This window comes from Nonomuraea sp. NPDC048892 (assembly GCF_040649735.1).
In the GTDB taxonomy this organism is placed as follows: domain Bacteria; phylum Actinomycetota; class Actinomycetes; order Streptosporangiales; family Streptosporangiaceae; genus Nonomuraea; species Nonomuraea maheshkhaliensis.
Genome location: NZ_JBEZFZ010000004.1, coordinates 765,345 through 783,863 on the forward strand (window position 1 = coordinate 765,345; position 18,519 = coordinate 783,863).

13 protein-coding genes are annotated in these 18,519 nt (G+C 70.2%); all 13 read right to left on the reverse strand.

What is annotated here, in order from left to right:
• Positions 1 to 63 precede the first annotated feature (63 nt).
• From AB0C28_RS17170 to AB0C28_RS17230, 13 genes are read right to left on the reverse strand one after another with little or no spacing between them, the layout of a single operon-like run.
• Positions 64 to 1,374 carry a glycoside hydrolase family 28 protein gene (locus AB0C28_RS17170; RefSeq protein WP_358075381.1) on the reverse strand — a complete coding sequence of 437 codons (1,311 nt, stop codon included), beginning with the start codon at positions 1,372 to 1,374 and terminating at the stop codon, positions 64 to 66.
• Entirely contained in the window at positions 1,371 to 3,482 is a 2,112-nt protein-coding gene (locus AB0C28_RS17175; protein ID WP_358075384.1) for a hypothetical protein, read from the reverse strand. Before AB0C28_RS17175 ends, AB0C28_RS17170 begins: the two co-directional genes overlap by 4 nt.
• Complete coding sequence (locus AB0C28_RS17180; protein WP_358075387.1) at positions 3,479 to 4,480, reverse strand: DUF5605 domain-containing protein; 1,002 nt, start codon at positions 4,478 to 4,480, stop codon at positions 3,479 to 3,481. The genes AB0C28_RS17175 and AB0C28_RS17180 overlap by 4 nt, the downstream gene beginning before the upstream one ends.
• A complete protein-coding gene (locus tag AB0C28_RS17185) occupies positions 4,477 to 5,916 on the reverse strand; it encodes a DUF5060 domain-containing protein (protein WP_358075389.1) in 1,440 nt (479 codons plus the stop codon). The genes AB0C28_RS17180 and AB0C28_RS17185 overlap by 4 nt, the downstream gene beginning before the upstream one ends.
• A 14-nt stretch (positions 5,917 to 5,930) precedes the next feature.
• Positions 5,931 to 7,373: an ABC transporter substrate-binding protein gene (locus AB0C28_RS17190; protein ID WP_358075392.1), complete on the reverse strand. Its 1,443-nt coding sequence runs from the start codon at positions 7,371 to 7,373 to the stop codon at positions 5,931 to 5,933.
• A 21-nt stretch (positions 7,374 to 7,394) separates the two neighbouring features.
• Positions 7,395 to 8,582, reverse strand: coding sequence for a sialidase family protein (locus tag AB0C28_RS17195; protein ID WP_358075395.1), 1,188 nt, complete (start codon positions 8,580 to 8,582; stop codon positions 7,395 to 7,397).
• Positions 8,579 to 9,670 carry a sialidase family protein gene (locus tag AB0C28_RS17200; protein ID WP_358075398.1) on the reverse strand — a complete coding sequence of 364 codons (1,092 nt, stop codon included), beginning with the start codon at positions 9,668 to 9,670 and terminating at the stop codon, positions 8,579 to 8,581. Before AB0C28_RS17200 ends, AB0C28_RS17195 begins: the two co-directional genes overlap by 4 nt.
• Positions 9,667 to 10,707, reverse strand: coding sequence for an oligopeptide/dipeptide ABC transporter ATP-binding protein (locus AB0C28_RS17205; protein ID WP_346109513.1), 1,041 nt, complete (start codon positions 10,705 to 10,707; stop codon positions 9,667 to 9,669). Before AB0C28_RS17205 ends, AB0C28_RS17200 begins: the two co-directional genes overlap by 4 nt.
• Entirely contained in the window at positions 10,704 to 11,711 is a 1,008-nt protein-coding gene (locus tag AB0C28_RS17210) for an ABC transporter ATP-binding protein (RefSeq protein WP_358075401.1), read from the reverse strand. Before AB0C28_RS17210 ends, AB0C28_RS17205 begins: the two co-directional genes overlap by 4 nt.
• A 3-nt stretch (positions 11,712 to 11,714) precedes the next feature.
• Entirely contained in the window at positions 11,715 to 12,971 is a 1,257-nt protein-coding gene (locus AB0C28_RS17215; protein ID WP_357836240.1) for an ABC transporter permease, read from the reverse strand.
• Between the two features lie 6 nt (positions 12,972 to 12,977).
• Positions 12,978 to 13,976 carry an ABC transporter permease gene (locus tag AB0C28_RS17220; protein ID WP_357836237.1) on the reverse strand — a complete coding sequence of 333 codons (999 nt, stop codon included), beginning with the start codon at positions 13,974 to 13,976 and terminating at the stop codon, positions 12,978 to 12,980.
• A gap of 9 nt (positions 13,977 to 13,985) precedes the next feature.
• Complete coding sequence (locus AB0C28_RS17225) at positions 13,986 to 15,971, reverse strand: ABC transporter substrate-binding protein (protein WP_357836234.1); 1,986 nt, start codon at positions 15,969 to 15,971, stop codon at positions 13,986 to 13,988.
• Positions 15,972 to 15,991: 20 nt separating this feature from the next.
• Positions 15,992 to 18,235, reverse strand: coding sequence for an Ig-like domain-containing protein (locus AB0C28_RS17230; RefSeq protein ID WP_358075404.1), 2,244 nt, complete (start codon positions 18,233 to 18,235; stop codon positions 15,992 to 15,994).
• Positions 18,236 to 18,519 lie beyond the last annotated feature (284 nt).

The following is an 18,519-nucleotide window of genomic DNA, read 5'->3' on the forward strand; positions in this document are numbered from 1 at the left end:
CCGCCCGCGACCAGCCCAGAGCCCGCGATCAGCGCAAGCCCGCGATCAGCCCCAGGCCCGCGATCAGCTCTCGCCCACGGTCACCCCCGTGACCGACAGGCCCTCCACGTCGCCGGCCACGTCCGCACGCAGCACCCGCGCGAACGAGCTGTCCCTGATCGTGATCTCCCGCAGCGGCTGCTCGGGATACCCCCGCAGCAGGTACGCGCTGCGCGTGCGGTCGCTGCGCACCCCCGACACGTGGACGTTCCTGATCGGCGGCGGATCGTCGCCGTTGTGCCCGTCCCCGTGGTAGAGGTCGATCGAGACGACCTCCTTGGTCAGCTCGCTGACCTCGACGTCCTTGACATAGACGTTCTCCACGAAGCCGCCGCGCACGGAGTTCGTCTTGATGTAGAGCCCGAAGTACAACCCGGGACCGCCCCACCGGCAGCGGCGGACGAACACGTTGCGGATGCCGCCGGTCGTGTCCGTCCCGATGGCGACCGAGCCGTACCGGTAGCGCATGTCGCAGTCCTCGATCAGCACGTCCTCGCACGGCACCCCGACCCGCCGCCCGTCGGGCCCGCGTCCCGCCTTGATGGCGATGCAGTCGTCGCCCACGTCGAACACGCAGCCGGTGATCACCACCGAGCGGCACGACTCGGGGTCGCAGCCGTCGTTGTTGGGGCCGCGCGAGTGGATGGACACGTTCCTGACCAGCACGTTCTCGCACCGGACCGGATGGATTTCCCACATGGGGGAGCGCACGATCCGCACGCCCTCCACCAGCACGTTGCGGCACAGGTACGGCTGGATCATGTTCGGCCGCAGGTAGTGCCCGGCCCCGAACACCCGCTCCGCCACCGGGATACCGTCGGCCGCCATCCGCTGCAGCTCGGCCCAGTCCGCCGCCTCGTGCGGCGCGCCCTCCCGGTAGCCGAACTCGGGCGTGCCCACCCACGGCCACCAGTGCTCGGGGCCGGCCGAGCCGTCGAGCGTCCCGGCGCCGGTGATCGCGATGTTCTCCTGGCCGTAGGCGTAGACGAAGGGGGAGTAGTTGTAGCACTCGACGGCCGAGAACCGGGTGTAGACGACCGGTAGGTAGTCGGCCGGGTCGGTGCTGAACCGGATCGTCGCCCCCGCCTCGACGTGCAGGTCCACGTTGCTGAGCAGGTGGATGGCGCCGGTCTCGTACGTTCCCGGCGGCACCCGCACATGACCGCCGCCCGCCTCGTGGCAGGCCGCGACGGCGGCGCGGAACGCCTCCGTCCACGGGCCCCCGGTGCCGTAGTCGGTCAGGTCGAACCAGCGGTCGGGGAACGCGGGCGGGCGCACCCGGTCCTTCAGCTCGTCCGCGTACCGCCAGGCCGCTTCCTCGTCGGCGAAGTTCATGCCGCCTTCCTCATCCGCAGCGCGTGGTAGAGCGGCAGGGCGATCACCCAGGACGGGTTCCACGTGTTCGCCTCGCCCGTACGCTGCCAGTTCGTCTGGAAGAACCCTTCACCCTGCTCGCCGGGCACCTCGAAGCCCCAGTCGCCGGGCTCCGCGCAGACGCCCTGGCCCATGGCGTGCAAAATCGTCCAGGCGCGCTTGGCGTACCGTGGTTCGCCGGTCGCCAGGCCGAACTCCATCAGCTCGGAGGTCGGGAAGAACACGTCGAGGTGGTGGTTCTGCACGCTCACCGACGGCCAGCCGCACGCCTTGAAGCCGCGCCGCTCGAACGTGGTGCCCATGTCGTACTCGGGCGACCACACGTAGACGAACGTGAGCAGCCAGTCGGCCGCCGTCCGCGCCCACCCCGCGTACAGCTCCTTGCCGGTGAGCCGGTACAGCTCGAAGGCGGCCAGGAAGTAGTACATCCCGGCCTCCTTGTCCTCCCCTGAGGCGTCGAGCGTGGCGTGCGCGAACGGCCGCTCGAACGTGGCCGCGTGCAGCCGGTGGTACTGGCCGAGCACCTCCTCGGCGCGCAGCAGCCACACGCGCTCGCCGCCGAGCCGGTAGGCCCCCAGCATCGCCTGCACGCACGCGATTCCCGCCGCGGTGACCATGGTGCTGACCGAGGCGCCCGTCGAGGTCCAGCCGAGCGGGACGACGCCCTCGGGCAGCCGCGAGTGCCAGAAGAGCGTGGCGGCCTGCGCCACCGCCTCCTCCCACTCCTGCGGCACGTCGAGACCCGCGTCCCTGAAGTCGGCGGCCAGGCCGGCCAGATCGGCGATGGTCTCGCCGTGGGCACGGCTGGAGACGAAGTCCGCGCCGTCCCTGCGGAACAGCTCCCACGCGCCGTCGTCGACGAGATAGCGGGCGGCCCGCAGGCCGCGCACCTGCGTCGCGCTGCCCGCGACGTAGAAGTCCGCGGCCCGCCGGGCCCGCTCGATCCGCTCCGGCCGGCCCTCCTGGAGGCCGAGCAGGGCGTCGCAGCGGGCCAGCTTCATGCACTGCCCGGTCCAGCCGTACAGGTACGACCGGGGCCGGCCGTGCCGTACGCCGTCGTAGGCGAGGTAGCCGTCGCCGTTCCAGCGGGCGTCCATGGCGTTGGCCTTGAGCCGGACCAGCTCGTCCGCGGACAGGGGCCTGGCGCCCTCGTCCTGGTAGAGGCCGGTGCGCACGAGCGTGGTGAAGCCGAGCCCGCGCGGCTCGACCGGCCCCCAGTCCAGCGTGTGCCGGGTGGTGAGGGTCGCCGCGGGGGCGAGGTCACGGTAGCCGACCGGCCGGTCCGCGACCTCGGCCTTGCTGACGTAACAGACGTCGGGACGCCCGTCGAACATGATCACGCCGGACATGGCCGTCACCATCAGCCCCTGTTCCGCGAGCTTCGGCGAGCGCAGGAGGCCGAGCGAGCCGTAGGCGACGGTGCCGTCCTCGGGCGACCGGTCGGGCTCGGGGTGGGCGAAGAGGCTGACGTAACGGCCGTCCCACGCGGCGTTGACCGCGGGGACGGGCAGCCGGTGCTCCTCGACCACGAGCCCGCCCGCGATGTGCGGGACGGTACGGGCCGGGTCGGACGAGGGGTTGTCGTTGTAGAGCACGCCGGGCAGGGTCACGTGGGCGTCCTCGGTGGGCAGCGGGATCAGCAGGCCGGCCGCCACGTCGGCGACCTCCTCGGCCGAGTCGTTGCGCCACGTGGTGGTGAGCGTGAGCCGGCCGTCGGCGGTGAAGGCCAGCTCCAGGCGCGCGCTCAGCGCCTCGGCCAGGGCCGTCACCACCAGGGTCCCGCCGTCCGTCACCGTCACGCCGCCGGGCCGCGCGGGCTCGACCCGCCACGGCCGGCCCGCCGAGGCGGTGAGCAGGCCGCGCAGCGGGACGCGCAGGTGCGGGGCGCCGGCGTCGCGGCGGCCGAGCAGCATCTCCGGCCCGTCCCGGCCCGCCACCACCTCGACGTACTTCCCGCCCGGCTCGGCGATGGCGGCGATGGCGGCGCTGCCAGCGATGCCGGGACTGCCGGGGCTGCCGGGACTGCCAGTGATGCCGGGGCTGCCGGCGGTCCGCGCGGAGACGGTCACGGGCACCGCCTCAGCCGGACGGCCTGGCCGACCGTGCCCGGCAGGTCGACCGTCACCGTCGGGCCCTCCCGCACGCCGCCCGGCGTGACCGTCATCTCCCACGTGTCGATCACCTCGACCTCGTACCGGCCCTCCGGCACCTCGTACTCCCGCTGCGGGAAGCGGTGCTCGCCGCAGAACTCCAGGTAGAACTCGCCGGGCAGCTCCAGCATGGGCGCGTCGCGGTCGCGGTAGGTCGCCTCGTCCGGCGTGCCGGCGAAGACGTGCCGCAGCAGCGCGAGCCGGGGCACGGCCTCGCCGGTGAGCGTCCCACCGTCCCGTGACCAGGTCAGGCCCTCGTCGTCGGCGTACGCCTCGCCGTGCGTCACGTACCGCCGCCGGATCGCGCCGTCCCACGCGCTGGTGACCACCTCCTCGGGGGGCAGGCTGCGCCAGGGGTCGTCCGCGTCGCCCTCGTACCCGCACATGTCCATGAGCACCGGCCGGTGGTGGTCGCGCGTCCGCACCCAGGCGTCGCGCGGGCGGGGCGCGATCACGCTGCCGTGGGTGAAGCCGTGCCGCCACACCAGCGGGTCGTCCGGGCCTGTCGTGATCGACAGCGGGTGGTGGCCGGGGTCCTCCTCGGCGACCAGCCGCGCCAGCGCCACCCAGTCGTGCTCGGACAGGCCCGGCAGCGCGGCGGGGTCGTCCGACAGCGACCACCACACGTTCCCGTGCGCGGCCAGCCGCGGGACCACCTCCGTCACGTAGCGGGCGGCGGCGCCGGCGTCGTCGATGCCGTCCTCGGCGCGCAGCAGCACGATCTCGGCGGTCACGCCGATCGCCGCCAGCTCCGAGATCCGCTCCTCCAGCTCGTCCAGCGTGCACCGGGTCGCGGCCGCCGCCATCCGCACCCGGTCGAACGGCGAGGATGCCAGGGCGGCGAGCGTCCGCGCGCGCCGCTTCTCGCCGTGCAGGTGCCAGCCGAGCGCGGTGGTCGCCATCGGCCCGATCCTCATCGGTCCTCCACTTCCGTCATCCGCAGCGCCAGGTACGGGCGGCGCGGCAGCACGATCTCGGCCCGTCCCCGGTGCACGCCCGCCACCGGCGTGCGCGTCATGTTCCAGGCGTCGATGATCTCCACGGTGTAGCCGCCGTCGTCGTGGCCGCCCTCGTGGCTGGCTTCGCGGACGCCTTCGCGGGCGCCGCCGTCCGAGGGAGGCTCCACCGTGACGCGGGCCGGTCGCCGCCGGCCCAGGTAGCGCAGGGCGCCGCCGTCGCGGCGCAGCCCCTCCATGACCTCGCGCAGGAACGCGATCCTGGCCGGGCTCTCCCCGTACAAGCCGCCGCCGTTGCCGATCCAGGCCCGCTCCTCGTGCCCGGCCAGCGATTCGCCGTGCCCCGCGTACGCGCCGCGCGCCATGGCCTCCCAGCAGCGGTCCACCAGCTCGGGGCCGGTGACGTTACCCCAGCGCTTGCCGATGTTCCCCTCGTAGGAGATCTCGTCCAGCACCACCGGCTTCGGGCAGGCGCGCAGCCACTCGGAGGCCGGCGTGACGTCCCAGTGCTGGACGCTGTGGTGGGTGATCCACGGCTTGGTGTTGTCGTACAGGGTCGCGACCTCGTACATGCGGGTGCCGTTGTGGATCGAGCGCAGATGCTCGTACGGGTCCAGCCGCTGGATCGTGCGCAGGATGTCGTCCCAGTCCGCGACGGTCTTGGCCCGGTTGAAGTCGTACTCGTTGGCGGCCGACCACCACACGTTGCGGTAGGCGGACAGGCGGGCGACGACGTGCCGCAGGTAGGCGTGATCGGCCTCGCGCCCCATGTCCTCGACTCCCCGCACCCCTCCGTCGTACGGGTGGAAGAGGATGACGTCGGCCTCGATACCCAGCTCCAGCAGATCCCTGATCCTGGCTTCGAGATGGCGGAAGAAGACCGGGTTGTACCGGGTCCTGTCCAGCCCGCCGGGGTCCTCGCCGGCGAACGGCACCTCGGGCGGCCGCATCGGCCCGGTCGGCAGCACGCACATGCGCAGCTTGTTGAACGGGGAGGCGGCGAGCGTGGCCAGCGTCCTGCGCTCGCGCTCCGCGTCCATGTCGTGCGTCCAGTGGTAGGCGGTCGTGCCGAACGGCAGGTACGGGGTGCCGTCGGCGTACTCGAAGTCGGTGCCGGTGGCCCGCACGGGGCCGTGGTTCCCGGGAGCGGGCGGCTCCGCCTCGAAGCCGCCCGTGTGCCCGTCCAGCTCGGTCACGTTGCTGACGGTGGTGTAGCTCCACGGACCCACCGCGTCCGGCATGAACCGGACGCGGTAGACGCCGTCGCCGTCGTAGAAGCCCTCGGCCTCGACGACGCGATTGCGGAACCGGTACCGGGCCGACAGGCGAACCTCCGCGAAGGGGTTGCCGCCGGAGGGCCCGGCCAGTTCGATCTCGTGGACGCCCCAGCGTTCCACGGTGGGGGACAGTGTTACCAATCCTTCCCTGACTCGGACTGAGCCTTGATGTAGTTGGGGATGTCCTGCTGCTGGGAGAGGGTCAGCGCCTGCTCGGGCGTCCCGCCGTCACGCAGGATGTGCTGGCGGTAGACCGACCACAGCGGCAGGTCCCAGTACTCGGTGTTCGCGTAATTGGAGATCGCGGCGTTCTCGCCCCAGTAGACGGCCGAGGTGTCGATCTTGGCCAGCTCGGGGACGGCCTTGCCGAAGCTCGCCACGACCTGGTCGGTCTCCAGCACCGCCTTGACGCCGTGGCTGGACAGCTCCGTCTGGCCCTCCTCGGAGACCAGCCACTTCACGATCGCCAGCGCCTGCTCCTTCTTGGGCGAGGACGGCGGAACGAAAGCGGCCCGCGTGTTCGGCTGGTAGGTCGTGGTGGCGCCCTTCTTCAGCACCGGGATCGCGCTGACGCCGATGTCGACGCTCTTGGCCTGCTCGGCGAAGGCGGCCTCGTCGCCGTCCTCGATGAACAGCTCGCTGCCGGCGTACATGCTGAGCCGCGAGAGCGTGTCGACCGCCATGGCCAGGTGGCCCGGCTGGCTCATGTCGCCCTTGAAGAAGTCGGTGACGGTGGTGAAGTCGTTGCGCGGGATCTCCAGGAAGCGGTACAGGTTGTCGACGTACGTCTTCCAGGCGTCCCCGCTGATGTCGACCTTGACGTCCTCGGGCGCGGGCTCCTCGCTCGACGTCGGCAGGAACGGGTAGAGCCCGGCCTGGTTGAAGTCGAGGTACTGGTCGGGGTGCTGCATGTAGCCCTTGTAGTGATCCAGGCCGTCGTCCCTGGTCAGCTGCTTGGCCTTCTTGTACGCCTCGTCGTACGTCATGCCGGGCTCGGGATACTTCACCCGGAACTTGTCGAAGATCTTCTTGTTGTAGAGCAACACATGCTCGTCGATGAACAGCGGCACGCCGTAGATGCCGCCGTCGGAGCGCGATCTGGTCAGCTCCACCGCCGCCTGGTTCAGCGTGCTGAGGTCGATGCCGGCCCGCTCCAGGTCGGCCGTGAGGTCGCCGACCCAGCCGAGCGGTTCGAGGTCGCGGTCGATGCGGTTCTTCGGGTCCTCGATGACGATGTCCGGGGTGACCCCGGCCTTCTTCAGGTCCTCGTAACGGACGGGGTAGTCCCACGTCGCGTACTTGATCTTGACGTCGGGGAACGCCGCGCGCAGCTTGTTCCCGATGAGCTCGTCGAAGACCCTGGTCGCGGCCCCCTGCTCATCCTGGACGGTCGACTCGAACGGCTTGTAGTTGGCCGCGAAGATGAACAGCTCGTCGTCGCAGACGCTGAACGGAAGGTTGTACTTGTTCGGCACGTCCTTGCAGGCCGCGGCGGAGGCGGCGTTGGCGGGGACGGCGGGGATGGCGGGGACGGACAGAGCGAGGGCGAGCAGCGCGACAGCACGCACCTTGTTCACAGGGGATCTCCTTCAGCCGGGCTATTTGGAGGGGGTGTAGCCGCACTGGCGCACGACATTTCGCCGGACGCCCTTCCTGAACTCGGTGATCGTGTGCTCGGGCCAGTTCGACAGCAGCCCCACCGAATTACGGAGGAATTCCTCGTTGAAGACGACGTGCCGGATGTTGTTGCGGTTGTAGGAATAGACCAGGTGAATGAATCCGTCCGAGCTCTGCGTGAGCACCGGATAGGTGAACTGCGGGCCCGACTGCGCCTCGACGTCCACCGAGTTCTCCCACGTGCGCCCCTTGTCGGGCGAGAGCGAGAGCCGCATGGGGGAGCGGTGCTCCACCCACGGGTTGTAGGCCAGCACGAGCTTGCCGTCGGCCAGCTTCAGCGCGGCGACCCGCGAGTTCGGGTTGCCGATCGGCTCGGCCACCGGAGCGCTCCAGGTGCGGCCGAAGTCGGTGGACTCGCTCTTGTAGACGGCCTGGTCACCGGTCCGCAGGTACGCCACCAGCCGGCCCGGCTCCACCTCCGCCACGGTCGGCTGGATCGAGCCGTTCGGCGTGCGGATCCAGGCCCCGGTGTCCTCCGGATAGGACTTCCACGTGCTCATGTCCTGGCTGAAGACGTAGAAGCCGGAGGTGGACCTCTCCTCGTCGTAGATGGGCAGCAGCACCTCGCCGTTCGACATGCGGATCGGGTTGGTGCCGACCATCCAGCCCCACTCGGAGCGGATGGTGGCGGGCTCGCTCCAGGTGCGGCCCCCGTCGCCTGAGGTGATGAGCCGGATCGAGGACTGCTCCCAGCCGTGGCCCTCGATGACGACGAAGAACAGGTAGACCCGCTCGCCGTCCGACCACAGCACGGGGTTGCCGTCGGCCTTGCCCGCCTCGTCGAACACGACCTCGGGTTTCGACCAGGTCTTCTTGCCCGGCTCCAGGCGTGACAGGTACAGCGCCTGGTCGGCGGCGCCCTCCGAGGTGCCGCCGTAGTAGACGGTCAGCAGGTCTCCCGTCGGGGCCTGCGTGACGGCGGCGGCGTGCACCTTGGGCACGGCCGGGTCGGGGGCCGCCACGTCCTGGCGGCAGGCGTACGCGCCGGTGGGAGGATCCACCCGCACGTCGCCGCCGTCAGCCCCGCCGGCGGGCCCGCCCGCCAGGTAGGAGGGCACGCCGACGGCGACCGCCAAGGCGCCGTATAAAAGGTTCTGCCGGATTTTCATGAAGCGTCGATCTCCAGATACTTGATGGTCTTCCGCAAATACGAGAAGGCGACGTCGAGCCGTCCTTCCCGGCCCTCGGTGACGCTCGGATAGGAATAGCCGAGCTCGCTTCGCCGATATTCGGCGTCGGCGTCCTGCAGAATGCGCCGGTGCGGCCAGGTCGCGCCGCCGTCCTCGGAGACGGCGACGGCCAGCGGGGTGCGCAGTGCCTTTTTGCGCCGCTCGCCGTGCTTGGTCACCCATCTGAACTGGCCGCGCTCCAGGCTCGCGTCGTTGTAGACGAGCGCGAGCCGTCCGTCGCCGAGCCTTGTGAGCTGGACGGAGGAGTCGTTGTTCGGCAGGCCGGTCCGCTCAGGGGCGGACCAGGCGCGGCCGTCGGAGGAGGTGGCGGCGTGGATCCGCCCCGCCCGCCGGTCGCGGAACATCGCCAGCAGCCGGCCGTCCGGCCGCCGCGCGATCGTCATCTGCACCAGGTCCGCGCTCGCAGGCACCTCGTGCTCGCTCCACGTACGCCCGCCGTCCGCGCTGACCTCCACCACGCTGTGGTCACCGCCGGCCGTGCAGTGGTAGGCGGGCAGCACCCACGTGCCGTCGTCCAGGACCACCGGCGGGTGCCGGACGAAGACGCCCGGCCGGGAGAACAGCACGCGCGGCTCGCTCCACGTGCGGCCCGCGTCCGCCGACTCGCGGGCCACGACGTGCGCGGTCGTCTGGTCGTGCGGCTCGCTGGAGGTGTGCAGCAGCCACACCCGCCCGCCGCCGTCCTCGAACAGCACCGGGTTCTGCTCGCTGCGCAGCGGGTCGGCCGCCACGAGCAGCGGTTGCTCCCAGCGGTCGCCGGTCAGCCGCGAGAGCACCACGTTCGTGCCGGGGTCGCCTTCCTGGGGGCCGCTGAACCAGGTGCACAGCAGCTCGCCGCCGCCGGTGCGGAGCAGGTTGGCGGCGTGGTTGTCGGGCCCGTGCGGCGCCGGCAGCAGCGCCTCACGGGCGCCCGGCAGCCCGCCGGAAGGGCCGCCGGTAGGGCGGACGACACCGTCGAAACGCGGATCACGCTCGCGTACGGCATCCTTCGACTGCGCCTCGTTCACGCGCTCACCTCTCGGACGTCGGGGTCGGGGACGCCGCGCAGGTCGAGCTCCCCGGCGAAGTGGCAGGCCACCCGCCGCCCCTCGACCTCGCGCAGCGGCGGCCGTTCTGTACGGCACTCGTCCCGCGCGTACACGCAGCGGGGATGGAACGGACAGCCCGGCGGCACGTGCGCCGGGTCGGCGATGTCGCCGAGCAGCTTGATCCGCTCGCGCTGCTTCCTGGCCGCCGGATCGGGATCGGGCACCGCCGACAGCAGCGCCTCGGTGTAGGGGTGCATGGGCCGCTGGTAGAGCCGCTCGGTCGGGCCCTGCTCGACCACCCGGCCCAGGTACATCACCGCGACGTCGTCCGCGACGTGCTCGATGATGCCCAGGTCGTGGCTGACGAACAGGAACCCGAGCCCCTCCTCCTCCCGCAGGTCCGTCAGCAGGTTGAGGATCTGGGCCCGGACCGACACGTCCAGCGCGCTCACCGCCTCGTCGGCGACGACCAGCCGGGGCGAGAGCGCCAGCGCCCGCGCGATGCCGACCCGCTGCCGCTGCCCGCCGCTGAAGGCGTGCGGGTAGCGGTCGGCGTACTCGGGCCGCAGGCCGACGCGCTCGAGCAGCTCGCCGACCCGCGCCTCGATCTCCTCCTTGGTGCCGGTTCTGTGCACCCGCATCGGCTCGCCGATGATCTCGCGCAGCGTCTTGCGCGGGTTGAGCGACGAGTGCGGGTCCTGGAAGATCATCCGCACTTCCGCCCGGTACGACGTGAGCTCCTTCTCCTTCAGCCCCGCCACGTCGATCACCGAGCCGTCCGGCCGCCGGTAGAGCATGCGCCCGCCGGTGGGGTCGTGCGCCCGCACGATGCACCGGCCCAGCGTGGTCTTGCCGCAGCCGGACTCGCCGACCAGGCCGAGCGTGCGGCCCGCGACGAGGTCCAGGTCGACCTCGTCGACCGCCTTCACCGCGCCGACCTGCCGGCCCAGCAGGCCGCTGCGGACGGGGAAGTGCTTGGTCAGCCCCTCGATCCGCAGCAGGGGTTCCGTGCTCACTTGTCCTCCTCGTAGAGCAGGCAGGACACCTCGCGGTCGCCCGCGGGCTCGCTCACCGGGATCAGGCGCGGCTCCGCCACGTCGCACCGACCGGCCACGACCCGGTCGCAGCGCGGGTGGAAGGAGCAGCCGGCGGGCCGCGCGTACGGGGGCGGGACCATGCCCTTGATCGCCGTCAGCCGGGTGCGTGAGGCGCGCCCCAGCCGCGGCATCGAGCGCAGCAGCGCCTGCGCGTACGGATGGCGGGGCTCGCCCAGCACCTGCTCGGCGGTGCCGTACTCGACGACCCGGCCCAGGTACATCACCGCCATCGTGTCGGCCACCTGCGCCGCCACGCCGAGGTCGTGCGTGATCAGCATGATCGCCATGCCGAACTCGTCCTGGAGGTCACGCAGCAGCTCCAGGATCTGCGCCTGCGTGGTCACGTCCAGGGCGGTCGTCGGCTCGTCGGCGATGAGCAGGCTCGGCCGGCACGACAGCGCCATGGCGATCATCGCCCGCTGCCGCATGCCGCCGCTCAGCTCGAACGGATAGGAGTCCACCCGCCGCTGCGGCATCGGGATGCCGACCCGGTCGAGCATCTCGATCGCCCGCCTGCGGGCGGCGGCCTTGCCCACGTTCTCGTGCAGCCGGACCGCCTCGACGATCTGGCTGCCGATCGTGTGCACCAGGCTCAGCGAGGCCATCGGCTCCTGGAACACCATCGCGATGTCCCGCCACCTGATCTCCCGCAGCAGCCGGGCGGGCGCGCCGACCAGCTCGACGGGGCCGCCGTCGCGGTGCAGGGTGATCTTTCCGCCCTCGATCCGGCCCGGCCGGTCGACCAGGCGCAGGATCGAGCGGGCCATGACGCTCTTCCCGCACCCCGACTCGCCGACGATGGCCAGCGTCTCGCCCCTGCGCACGCGTAGGTCCACGCCGTCCACGGCGGCGATCACGCCGTCGTCCATGAGGAAGTGCGTGCGCAGGTTCTCGATCTCCAGCAGCACGTCGTCCGCGCCCACGCCTCACCGCCCCCTTGCCGTGTCGATTGCCGTGTCGATCGGGGTGTCGCCCGGGGTGTCGCCTGCTGCTCCGGTCGCCGCGTTGGTGGCCGTACCGGTGCTCACGGGGGCCGGTCGCCGCGGGCGCCTGCGCCAGAAGGGCGTCCTGGCGCGGGGCCGGCCCGCCGATCCGTACGGGTCCGCGGCGTCACGCAGCCCGTCCCCGAAGAAGTTCATTGCGACCACGACGACCACCACCGCGACGCCCGGCGCCAGCAGCCACGGCGCGTTGGCGACCACGCGCACGTTCTGCGCGCCCTCCAGCAGCACGCCCCAGCTCACCGCCGGCGCCTGCAGCCCCAGGCCGAGGAAGCTCAGGCTGGTCTCGCCCAGGATCATGCTCGGAATGGCCAGCGACAGCGAGGCGATGATGTGGCTGGCGAACGAGGGGATCATGTGCCGGAAGATGATCGACAGCCGGCCCACGCCGTCCAGCCGGGCGGCGGTGACGAAGTCCTCTTCGCGCAGCGACAGGAACCGCCCGCGCACGTCCCTGGCCAGCCCGGTCCACCCGATCAGCGACAGGAGCACGGTGATGGCGAAGTACCGGGTCAGCGGCCCCCAGTCGGTGGGGAGCGCGGCCGACAGCGCCATCCACAGCGGCAGGGTCGGGATCGCCATCAGGAACTCGATGACCCGCTGCACGATGTTGTCGACAGCGCCCCCGAAATACCCTGATATGCCGCCTATCAGCATGCCGAGTAAGAAGCTGGCCGCCACGCCGACCAGCCCGATCGACAGCGACACGCGGGCGCCGTGGATCAGCCTGGACAGCAGGTCACGCCCGTTCTGGTCGGAGCCCAGCAGGAAGAACGGCGCGCCCTTCTGCACGGGCCCGATCAGGTGGATGTCGGACGGGATCAGCCCGAGCAGCTTGTACGCGTCCCCACGCACGAACAGCCCGGCCTCGACCACCTGGGACGGATCCTCGGTGTAGGTCTGCTCGTACGTCTTCGGGTCGCGCTCGGTCGTGTACCCGTACACGTGCAGGCCGTGCTCACCCGACAGGCGCAGCACCTGCGGCGGCGCGTATGTCATCGACGTGTTCGCCGTCGAGCTGGACATCGGCGCGAAGAACTCCGCGAAGATCGCCACGAAGTAGACCGGGATGAGGATCGCCGCGCCGGCCATCGCGAGCCGGTGCCTGCGGAACTGCCGCCACATCAGCCGCCACTGCGGCAGCGTCCCCGCTTCCTTCGTCGTGGGTCGCCTGAGAAACATGGGGCGCTACTCTCTCTTGTACCGTTTGCGGATTCGCGGGTCCCACCACGCCAGCGCCAGATCGCTCACCACGGTGCCGACCACGGTCAGCACGCTGAGGATCAGCACGAAGCTGCCGACCAGATACATGTCCTGGTTCATGACGCCGCTGAGCAGCAGCGGGCCGCCGGTCGGCAGGCTCATGACGACCGACACGATGGTCTCCCCGCCGATCAGGCCGGGCAGCAGCCAGCCCACCGTGCTGAAGAACGGGCTGAGCGACATCCGTACCGGGTACTTCAGCAGCAGCTTCCACTCCGGCAGGCCCTTGGCCCTGGCCGTGTGCACGTACGGCCGGTAGAGCTCGTCGAGCAGGTTCGCGCGGGTCACCCGGATCATGCCGGCGGTGCCGGAGACCCCGATGACCACGATCGGCACCCACAGGTGGCCGAGCAGGTCGAGGACCTTGCCCAGGTTCCAGGCCGCGTCCTGGAACTCGGGCGAGAACAGCCCGCCCACGCTCGCCCCGAAGTAGCGGAACCCGATGTACATGAGGATCAGCGCCAGCATGAACTCGGGGATCGCCATCCCGATGAAGCCGAGGAAGGAGAAGCCGTAGTCACCCCACGAGTACTGCTTGACCGCGCTGTAGATCCCGATGGGGAACGCGATCGCCCAGACCATGAGCAGCGAGCTGACCGACAGGATCGCCGAGAGCAGCACCCGCTCGCCGATGAGCGTCGAGACCGGCTGGTTCCAGGCAAACGATTGACCGAAGTCACCGTGGAAGATGATCGCCGAGAACCAGCGCCAGTACTGGACGATGAGCGGATCGTCCAGGCCGTAGCGCAGCCTGAGGTTGGTGATCTCCGCCGGGGTGAGGCTCTGCCCGCCCGCCTGCGCGTTCGCGATCACCGTCGAGACGTAGTCGCCCGGCGGCAGGTTGATGATGACGAACGTGACGATCGAGATCGCCCACAACGTCACCACCACGTAGATCAGCCGGCGGCCGAAGTAACCCAGCACGTCGGCCCCTCAGAACGAGTACTGCTCGGGCATGGTCGGCCCGGGGGTCACCTGCGCGCTCGCCATGGTGTCGGGCACGTTCTTGACCGCTTCTGAGACGATGCCGTACTCGGCGGGGTAGGAGCTGATCCCGATGCTGTAGAACTGCTCCTTGGCGATGCGCACGACCTCCTTGGCGTGGGCGAGCGCCTTGGTGAAGTCCGGCTCGTTGCGCATCGCGGTGAACGCGTCGAGCTGCTCGCGCACCACCTGGGGCGGCTCCTCGCCGCTCTTGCCCTTGCTGCCGTACCACAGGGCCCAGCGGATGGCGTAGCGGGCGCTGCCGGAGTTGCTCGGCACGTAGTAGTGGTCGCCGCCGGTGCCGGTGATCAGGTCGAAGTCGCTGCACGTGTACGTGGACGCCTGCGGCTCGTTGCCCATCGAGCGCTCGGTGAAGAGCGTGTCGGCGACCGGATCGACCCGCAGCCCGACCCCGACCGCCTCCCAGTGCTTCTTGACGAACTCCAGCGCCTGCACGTGGTGCGGGAAGTCCGTGTTGGACATGATGGTGACGGTCAGCGGCTTACCGTCGGGGCCGAGCCGCCTGCCGCTCGCGTCCTTCTTCAGCCCCGCCTTGTCCAGGTGCTCGCCGGCCTTGGCCACGTCGTACTCGGTGTGCTGCTTGGCGAAGTCCGCGTCGTAGAGCGCGTTGGTCTTCGACGGCGCGGCCTGCCAGGGCTCGCCCTGACCCGCGTACACGCCGTCGATGATCTCCTTGCGGTTGATCGCGTACGACAGCCCGACGCGGAAGTCCTTGTTCCTGAACAGCTCGCGCAGGTCGTCGTCGCCGATCGTCTGGTTGAACTGGATGATCATCGTGTTGCTGAGCCGGCTCGGCACGTCGAAGATCCGGTACTTGCCCTTGGCCGCGTTCTGCGCGATCAGCGGCTTGTTCTCCGGCGTGTTGAAGTTGCGGGTCTGCATCGTGATCTCGCCGTTCATGATCTTCAGCAGCTCCACCTCGACGTCGCCGAGGACCTCCGCCCTGAACCGGTCGATGTAGGGGAGCTGGCGCCCCTGCTCGTCGACCTTCCAGTAGTACGGGTTCCGCTCGGCCACCACCGCCGTGCCCCGGCCGAGCGCGTTGGAGATCTTCCACGGGTGCAGCGTGGGCATGTCGGCGTTGTGCGGGACGTCGTTCTTGTTCATGAACAGCTGCGTCCAGTCCTCCAGCTGCTGCTCCTTGGCGAGCTTGTCGGCGTCCGGGTTGTACTTCTTGTGGAACTGCTTGAGGTAGTGCTTGGGCAGCAGGAACCCGGACGCCCCGCCCCGCTCCAGCGTCGAGACCGCGAGCTGGAACAGCAGGCCGGCCTTCGGCTCCTTGTAGGCGTAGCGGACGGTCCGCTCGTCCAGCTTCTCCACCTTGACCAGCTCGTCCGTGCTGCCGTTCTCCAGGTAGAGGTCGTAGACGCCGGTCGTGTGCAGGTCCTTGTAGACGGCCACGTCCTCGAAGGCGAACAGCAGGTCGTCGGCCGTGCAGGGCTCGCCGTCGGACCACTTCAGGCCCTCGCGCAGGCGGAAGACGTACTCGCGGCCGCCGTCCTTCACCTCGAACTCCGCCACGTTCGCGATGATGTCGTCCGGGCCCTTCTGCCCGTTGGTGCCCGGCCTGAGGCGGACGACGGGCTCGTAGGCGAGCGTGTAGTACAGCCAGTCGATGTCGTCCTCGCCGACCATCGCCGAGCTCCACGTGCCACCGTAGGCTCCGGGCTCCCGCAGCGGCTTGACGACCAGGGGGTTCTTCGGCAGGCGCTGCTCCAGCGGCGGCAGCTTGCCGGCCTTGACCAGCTCGGCCAGCGCCGGCGCCTCCTTGGCGGACAGGTCGGCCGCCCGCGCGGCGCCGGCGGAGCCCGAGTCCGGGCTGGTGTCGAAGAAGCTGCAGCCGGAGGCTGTGGCCAGCATCAGCAGGCCGCCGCCGCGGAGCAGGCTCCTCCTCGTGAACACGTGCTCTGTCATGGGTGGTGCTCCGTTCGGGTCTAACGATTGACCTTGACCTGGCGGAAGGTCGCCGTGGTGTAGACGTGGACGCCGTTCGCCTCCTGGTTGCCGTCCACGGCGAGCCCGACGTAGAACCGGCCGGTCCGCATGACGATGCGCTCGTAGCCGATGCGGTCCCAGTTGAGCGAGTTGTCCGAGAGGAAGGCTTCGAACTCGATGTCGCCGCCGGTCGGCAGGCTCCGGCAGACCAGCCGCAGCCAGTACGGCTTGTCGTCCAGCGGATCGTCGCCGGCCGGCGGGAACACGCCGACGCTCGGCGTCGTGCCGTGGGAGGCGACCCTGATCGCCTTGGCGCGCCTGCGCGAGCCGTCCTCGTTGCTGGCCGCGTAGCCGATGCCGGCCATCATGAACGGCGAGTCGGGCTCCAGGTCCTGCCGGATCATGATCCCGGCCACGGCGTCCACGTGGTTCTTGCTCACGTCGTCCACCCGGGCGGTGATCTCCAGCACCTCGCCGCGCTTGCTGAAGCCGACCGCCTTGTAGGCGAAGTGGAAGGAGTCCTTCCAGCCGGCGATCTTGCCGGATCCCTTGATGGTGAACACGCCGTCCTTGAGCGCCGTGTTACCCGGGATCGGCACCTCGCCGATGTCCTTGACCTGCCACCCGGAGTGCGTCCTGGTGCGGTTGACGTGGATCGGCACCAGCGAGGAGGTGGTGGCCGAGCCGGTGCTGTCGGTGGCCCTGGCGGTCAGGAAGTAGGTGCCGTCGGTGACGCCCTGCCAGGTCGCCTGGTACGGCGCCGCCGTCGCCTCGCCGATCTTCTCGTCGCCGTGGAAGAACTCGACCCTGGCGATGCTCGCGCCCCCGGCGGCCGTGGCCTCGGCCGTGACCGTGACCTGCTGCTTGTCCTTGTTCGCTGCGAACACCTGGTCGATCGTGGGTGAGGTGATCGCCACCTCGGGGTTGGGCGCCCCGGCCCGCTGGATCGAGTTCAGGTAGCGCTCCAGGTTCGTGTACCCGTCGCCGCCGAGCGCCTGGGCGTCCGCGGCGTCGTCCGGGTCGAGGCCCTGGGCGGTCTCCCACTCGTCCGGGATGCCGTCCTTGTCGGTGTCGGCCGGCGCGGCCACCTCGGACGGTAAGGGCAGGAAGCCGCCCACGTCCTTCTGCGAGTTGATGTGCCGTCCTGTGCCGGTGCGCGCCTCGTTGACCAGCCGGGCGTCGATGGCGTCCCGGCGCGGCAGGGTGGCGCCCGCCTGGTCGAGCACGGCCGCGTACGCCTGCTGCGGGCTCTGCTCGGTGATCCCGTTCTGGAACTCCACCGGCTGCGGCAGCAGCGTGATGCCGCCGATCGGGTAGGTGATGCCGAGCGTGTTGTCGGCCGTGACGTCGGCGTGGCCGGCGATCTCGTTGCCACTGACGTGCCACTGGCCGAACCGGCCCGGGGCGACGATCTCCCTGGCGATCTTCGGCAGCGTGTTGGGGCCCGGCTTGTAGTAGTTGCCCACCAGGTTGATGCCGTTGGACCACTCACCGCCGTAGCAGGAGGTGATGCCGGGGTTGTAGATCACGTTGTTGCGGTGGTCCACCAGCAGGGCCATGCCCTCTTCGAAGCTGAAGCGCGGGTTGCGCGCGTTCTGGTGGATGAGCAGGTTGTGGTGGTACGTGATCGTGTCGCCGCCCCACAGGCCGCCCATGCCGTGCCGGCCCTTGTCGTGCACCGAGTTCGTCAGGCCCTCGGAGATGACGCACCACTGGACGGTCACGTTGGTGTTGCCGTAGACGGAGAAGCACTCGTCCACGCCCCAGCTGAACGAGCAGTGGTCGATGATCAGGTCACGCACGCCCCGGGCGCCGAACGTGTCGATCGGGGTGCCCAGCTCGTCGCCGCCGCGGAAGCGCAGGTGACGCAGGATGATGTTGTTGCCCTTGATCTGCGTCTCGTTGCCGGTGACGGTGACGCCGTGCCCGGGGGCGGTCTGGCCGGCGATCGTGAGGTTCGACCCGGTGACGTCGAGCCCGCCCTTGAGCTTGATGGTGCCGGCCACCCGGAAGACGATCGTGCCGTCCGACTCGGCGCAGGCCGCGCGCAGCGAGCCGGGGCCGTCGTCGTCGAGGTTGGTCACCTCGTAGACGGCGCCGCCCCGGCCGCCGGTGGTGAACATGCCCGCGCCCTCGGCCCCGGGGAAGGCGGGGATCTTCTTCGCCGCCTGGGCGCTCGGCGCGGGGGTGGGGGTGGAGCTCGGCGCCGGCTCCGCGCCGGCCGTGCCCGGAATTCCGGCCAACGCGACTCCGGGCGTGGCCAATGCGGCCGAACGCACGAAAGTGCGCCGGCTGAATGCTGATTGCTGGGGATCGAAGCCAAGGGCCTCGGTCATCGAAACGCTCGCTTTCCGCCCCGGAAAAAGGCAGGGCTGTGCCGTCTTTCGGCACACTCCGGACCCACGCTGTCGCTAGGTGAGAATTTTTATTCAGCCATGAATGGAGTGGATTCATCACATCGTGAACGACACGCATGTCAGTGTCAAGAGCGGTTTCCCGGCAGATGACGCGCCAGTAAACAACCGAG